Annotated in this window: 5 protein-coding genes and 1 pseudogene; 4 read left to right on the top strand and 2 right to left on the bottom strand. The window is 72.3% G+C overall.

Annotation, left to right across the window (positions count from 1 at the left end; all coding sequences use genetic code 11):
• Together FV230_RS25160 and FV230_RS25155 are read right to left on the bottom strand one after the other, a co-directional pair.
• Positions 1–259 (bottom strand): hypothetical protein (locus FV230_RS25160; RefSeq protein WP_147844336.1); only part of this gene is annotated, 259 nt, incomplete at its 3' end.
• A gap of 62 nt (positions 260–321) precedes the next feature.
• Positions 322–1224, bottom strand: a complete 903-nt coding sequence (locus FV230_RS25155; RefSeq protein WP_147844337.1) for a LysR family transcriptional regulator — start codon at positions 1222–1224, stop codon at positions 322–324.
• A 156-nt stretch (positions 1225–1380) separates the two neighbouring features.
• Between FV230_RS25155 and FV230_RS25150 the strand changes: the two genes are divergently transcribed.
• The 4 genes and pseudogenes from FV230_RS25150 to FV230_RS25130 all read left to right on the top strand — a co-directional run.
• A complete protein-coding gene (locus FV230_RS25150) occupies positions 1381–2325 on the top strand; it encodes an NrtA/SsuA/CpmA family ABC transporter substrate-binding protein (protein ID WP_147728326.1) in 945 nt (314 codons plus the stop codon).
• A 115-nt stretch (positions 2326–2440) separates the two neighbouring features.
• Positions 2441–3307: an ABC transporter permease gene (locus FV230_RS25140; protein ID WP_147844334.1), complete on the top strand. Its 867-nt coding sequence runs from the start codon at positions 2441–2443 to the stop codon at positions 3305–3307.
• A 17-nt stretch (positions 3308–3324) separates the two neighbouring features.
• The gene (locus FV230_RS25135; protein WP_147728329.1) at positions 3325–4104 is read left to right on the top strand and encodes an ABC transporter ATP-binding protein; all 780 of its coding nucleotides are present in this window, start codon (positions 3325–3327) and stop codon (positions 4102–4104) included.
• Positions 4105–4296: 192 nt separating this feature from the next.
• A pseudogene (locus tag FV230_RS25130) lies at positions 4297–4501 on the top strand (alpha/beta hydrolase); the annotation flags it as partial.

The raw sequence follows: 4501 nt of genomic DNA, 5'->3' as shown, positions 1-4501 counted from the left end.
GAGGAGCTGGCCTGATCCGACGGGCCGGCGGGGCGGCGGGCGGCTGGTCGACCAGCGTGCCGATCAGGTCGAGCAGGGCCCGGTGCTCCGGTCCGCCCGCGCCGGCGCGCAGGAAGGCGCCGATCGCGGTCTCGGAGGTGCGGCCGCCGGACGACGCGTTCGGCTCGTGCAGGATCACGGCCTCGGCGCCGTCGGCGCGGCGGAGCCACCAGCGGTCGCCGTTCTCGCTCGCGTAGATCAGGCGTCGGTCGGTCTTCATGGCGTCGCTGTCCTGGTTGGCCCGCACGGGAAAGTCGGCGGGCGCGGTTTCGCTCCCGCGCCTCAGGCTCCCGCCTGCCGCCGGTCGAGGCTCTGGGTGAGCTGGTCGGCGAACTTCGCCGCGGCGACGGAGAGCAGGCGCCCGCGCAGCTGCCCGAGGATCATCACCATCGGGTCGAGGTCGCGCCCGTCGATCGGGCGGCTGACGAGGCGGGGATCGTCGGGGATGCCGCTCGGCACCTGCAGGCTGACCGCCTCCTCGCGCAGCACGAGGTTGCGCAGGAACTCGAGCGAGCTCGATTCGACCACCGGCCCGAGCGGCACCCCCCGCCGCGCCAGGGCCTGCTCGAGGTGCAGGCGGATCGCCAGCGACCGGTCGGGCAGCGCCATCGCGTGGGCGAGGCAGTCGCGCAGGCGCACCGGCCCGGTCTCGCGGGCGAGGGGATGGCCGGCCCGCATCAGCGCGCAGAGCGGCTGGCGGCAGGAATACAAAACGTGCAGGTCGGCCGAGGGCGGCGGCTGCAGCACCAGGGCGAGGTCGGCCTCGAACGCGGTCAGCGCCGCCACCGCCTGGACGTGGTCGCGGACCTGCACCGTGAACCCGACCAGCGGAAACCGCCCGCGATAGGCCTGGACCTCCTCCGGCACCACCTGCGTGACGAAGGCCTGGCTGCAGGCGAGCGCCACGTGCCCGCGCCGGACCCCGGAGAGGTCGGCGATCTGCGAGCGCACCCGCTCGAGGTCGGCGAGCTGGTCGCGCGCGTGCCGGACCAGCAGCTCGCCGGCCGCGTTGAGCCGCATCCCCTGCGCCAGCCGCTCGAAGATCGGCGTGCCGAGCTCGTACTCGATGTCCTGGACCTGACGGGTCAGCGCCGAGGGCGCGATGTTCAGGCGCTCGGCCGCCCGGCGGATCGAGCCGCTTCGGGCGATCTCGGCGATGCAGGCCAGCGTCCGGGTGTGCTTCATCGCCAAGACCCGCTTCGGGCACGGGTCCTGCAACCCGCTCCGGCAAGCCTAGGCCACCCGTTGCCCGAACCGCAACGGCACGATCCCGAACGAGCACTCGTTTGCAACGGTCGGCGCAACTAGGCTCCAAATCGTCGCCGACCCCGGAGTGAAGCCATGATCGACCGCCGCACCCTCCTCGCCGGCCTCGGGGCCGGGCTGGTCTCGGCCCCGTTCGTCGCCCGGGCGGCGGAGCCGGTGACGATCCGCATGGGTTCGCTCAAGCTGATCCACTCGATCGCGCCGTACTTCTACGAGCGCTTCACGCCGGCGGGCACCCGGGTCGAGGTGATCCCGTTCGAGAGCCCGACCGAGTGCAAGAACGCGGTGGTCACCAAGTCGGTGGATTTCGGCACCTTCGGCATCGCCTCTGCGACGCTGGGCGCGGCCGCCGGCGAGCCGCTGACGGTGATCGCCTCGACCTGCAACGGCGGCATGGCGATCATCTCCAGGAAGGATTCCGACATCCGCGCGATCAAGGACCTCAAGGGCAAGCGCGTCGCCCTGTGGCCCGGCTCGACGCAGGAGGTGTTCGCCCTCGAGCGCATGCGGATGGAGGGGCTGTCGATCCGGGACATCGTGCCGGTGCGGATCTCGTTCTCGGAGATGCACATCGCCCTGGCGCGGGGCGACATCGACGCCTATGTCGGCGCCGAGCCCGCCCCCGGCGTCAGCCTGTCGAGCGGCGTCGGCCAGCTCGTCGAGTACCCCTACGGCACCGCGATGGGCTCGCTCAACATGGTGTTCGGCACCCACCGCGACACGATCGCGAGCAAGCCGGACCTCGTGCGCACCATGCTGGAGATCCACCGCAAGGGCACCGAGTTCGCGGCCAAGAACCGCGACGCGATGATCGACATGGCGGTGGCCAAGCTCGGCCAGAAGCGCGAGGCGCTGGCAATCTCGGCCCCCAACGTCGACCTGACGTGGCAGCTCGGCCCGGACGAGGTCAAGAAGGCCGAGGCCTACGCCCAGCACATGCTCGCCCTCAAGCAGATCAAGCGCCTGCCCGAGCCCGGCTTCATCGACACCACCTTCGTCGACGCGATGCGGGACGCGTGACATGAACGCGATGGCAGCGACGGAGGCCGGATCGGCCGCCGCCGGCGACGCGGCGCTCCCCCTCTCCCGTTCGGGAGAGGGTTGGGGTGAGAAGTCGGGTCTGTCCGGAGAGGTCATGCCCCTCGCCCTGTCCCCCTCCCGAACGGGAGAGGGGACCCGCGCTCCACGCCATCGCGACCGGGCCTCGTTCGCCGTGAGCATCCTCCGGCGCCTGACGGCGCCCGCCCTCGCGCTCGCCCTCCCCGTCGCGCTCGCGCTGGTCTGGCACCTCGCCACCGTCGGGAGACCCTACAGCCTGATCCCGCCGCCGGCCGAGGTCTGGACCGAGATGCGGGATCTGGCCGTCGGCGGGATCAACGACGACGCCTTCAGCGGCACGCTGTGGACGCATCTCGCCGCCTCGCTCGCCCGCGTCTTCGGCGGGTTCGCGCTGGCCGCGGCCGCCGCCCTGCCGCTCGGGCTGCTGATCGGACGCGTGCCGCTGATGCGGGCGCTGCTCGACCCGACCTTCCAGATCCTGCGGCCGGTGCCCGTCACCGCATGGCTGCCGCTGGCGATGATCCTGTTCGGGCTCGGGCCGCGCTCGGCCTACTTCCTGGTCTTCCTCGGGGCGTTCTACCCGATCCTCGTCAACACGATCTTCGGCGTGCGCTCGGTCGAGCCGCGATTGTTCGAGGCCGCGGCCATGCTCGGATGCACGGGGACGGCGCAGTTCGCCCGCGTCGTGCTGCCGGCCGCCCTGCCCTCGATCTTCACCGGCCTGCGCCTCGGCCTCGGCTTCGCCTGGGTCGTCATCGTGGTGGGCGAGATGACCGGGGTGCAGACGGGTCTCGGCGCGATCATCATGGAGGCGCGCCAGCTCTCCCGCACCGAGATCGTCATTTGCGGCATGGTGGTGATCGGCGTCGCCGGGTTCGTCTCCGACCGGATCGTCATGGAGATCGGGCGCCGCCTGCTCGCGTGGAGCCCCGCGCATGGTTGAGAACCGGAGATCCTCGGATGGCTGACCCGACCCTGCCGATCGTCGAGGTGCGCGACGTCTCCAAGACCTACCGCTCGCAGGGGCGCAGCACCGAGGCCCTGCGCGGCGCCAACCTCACCGTGCGCCGCGGCGAGTTCGTCTGCCTGCTCGGGGCCTCGGGCTGCGGCAAGTCCACCCTGCTGCGGATCGTGGCCGGCTTCGAGGCGGCCACCGGCGGCGAGGCCCTGATGTGGGGCAAGCCGATCCCCGGCCCGGGCCCGAGCCGCGGGATGGTGTTCCAGGATTACGGCCTGTTCCCCTGGCTCAGCGTGCGCGACAACATCGGCTTCGGCCCGAAGGCGCGGGGCCGCCCGGCCGCGGAGGTGCGCGACACCGCCGCCCGCTACATCGACCTCGTCGGCCTCGCGGCCTTCGCCGACGCCTACCCGCACCAGCTCTCGGGGGGCATGAAGCAGCGCGTCGCCATCGCCCGCGTGCTCGCCAACGAGGCCGAGGTGGTGCTGATGGACGAGCCGTTCGGGGCGCTCGACGCGATGACCCGCGAGCGGCTGCAGGACGAGCTGCTCGACCTGTGGAGCCGCACCGGCCTCACCGTGCTGTTCGTGACGCACGCGATCGAGGAGGCGATCTTCCTCGCCGACCGCATCGTGATGATGTCGCCCGGCCCCGGCCGGATCGAGGCGGTGCACGCGATCGACCTCCCCCGCCGCCGCGACGTGTCGAGCCCCGCCTTCAACGACGTGCGCCGCATGCTCTCGGCCCAGCTCCACAGCCACCATGCGCCGAAGGCGGCCTGAGGTGGCTGCGGCAGCGAGGATCGTATCCGTCTCGGAGCCGCGACGCGGCCCCCTCTCCCAGGGGGAGAGGGTGGGGGTGAGGGGCGTGACCTCTCCGGACGGTTCTCATCCCTCACCCCAGCCCTCTCCCGCCCGGGAGAGGGGGCCCGCGCCTGCTTCGGAGGGCCTGGCGCCTGATCGAACGGCTGCGGCATGAGCACGATCGCAAACCAGAGGCCGGCGACCATGCCCGAGACGACCGATTGGCAAGACCTCGACCGCGCGGCGCTGAGCCGGGCCTACGACAATTCCGGTGCGGTGGCCGACAGCGCCGCCATCGTCGCCGGCTGGCGCGCGCGCAGCGCCGCGTTCCGCGAGCGCCATGCCGAGGCGCTGGACCTCGCCTACGGGCCGGGCG

The organism is Methylobacterium sp. WL6 (assembly GCF_008040095.1).
Lineage (GTDB): Bacteria > Pseudomonadota > Alphaproteobacteria > Rhizobiales > Beijerinckiaceae > Methylobacterium.
Note: the sequence above shows the minus strand (reverse complement) of the source record. Positions and strands in the feature narration are given on the sequence as shown.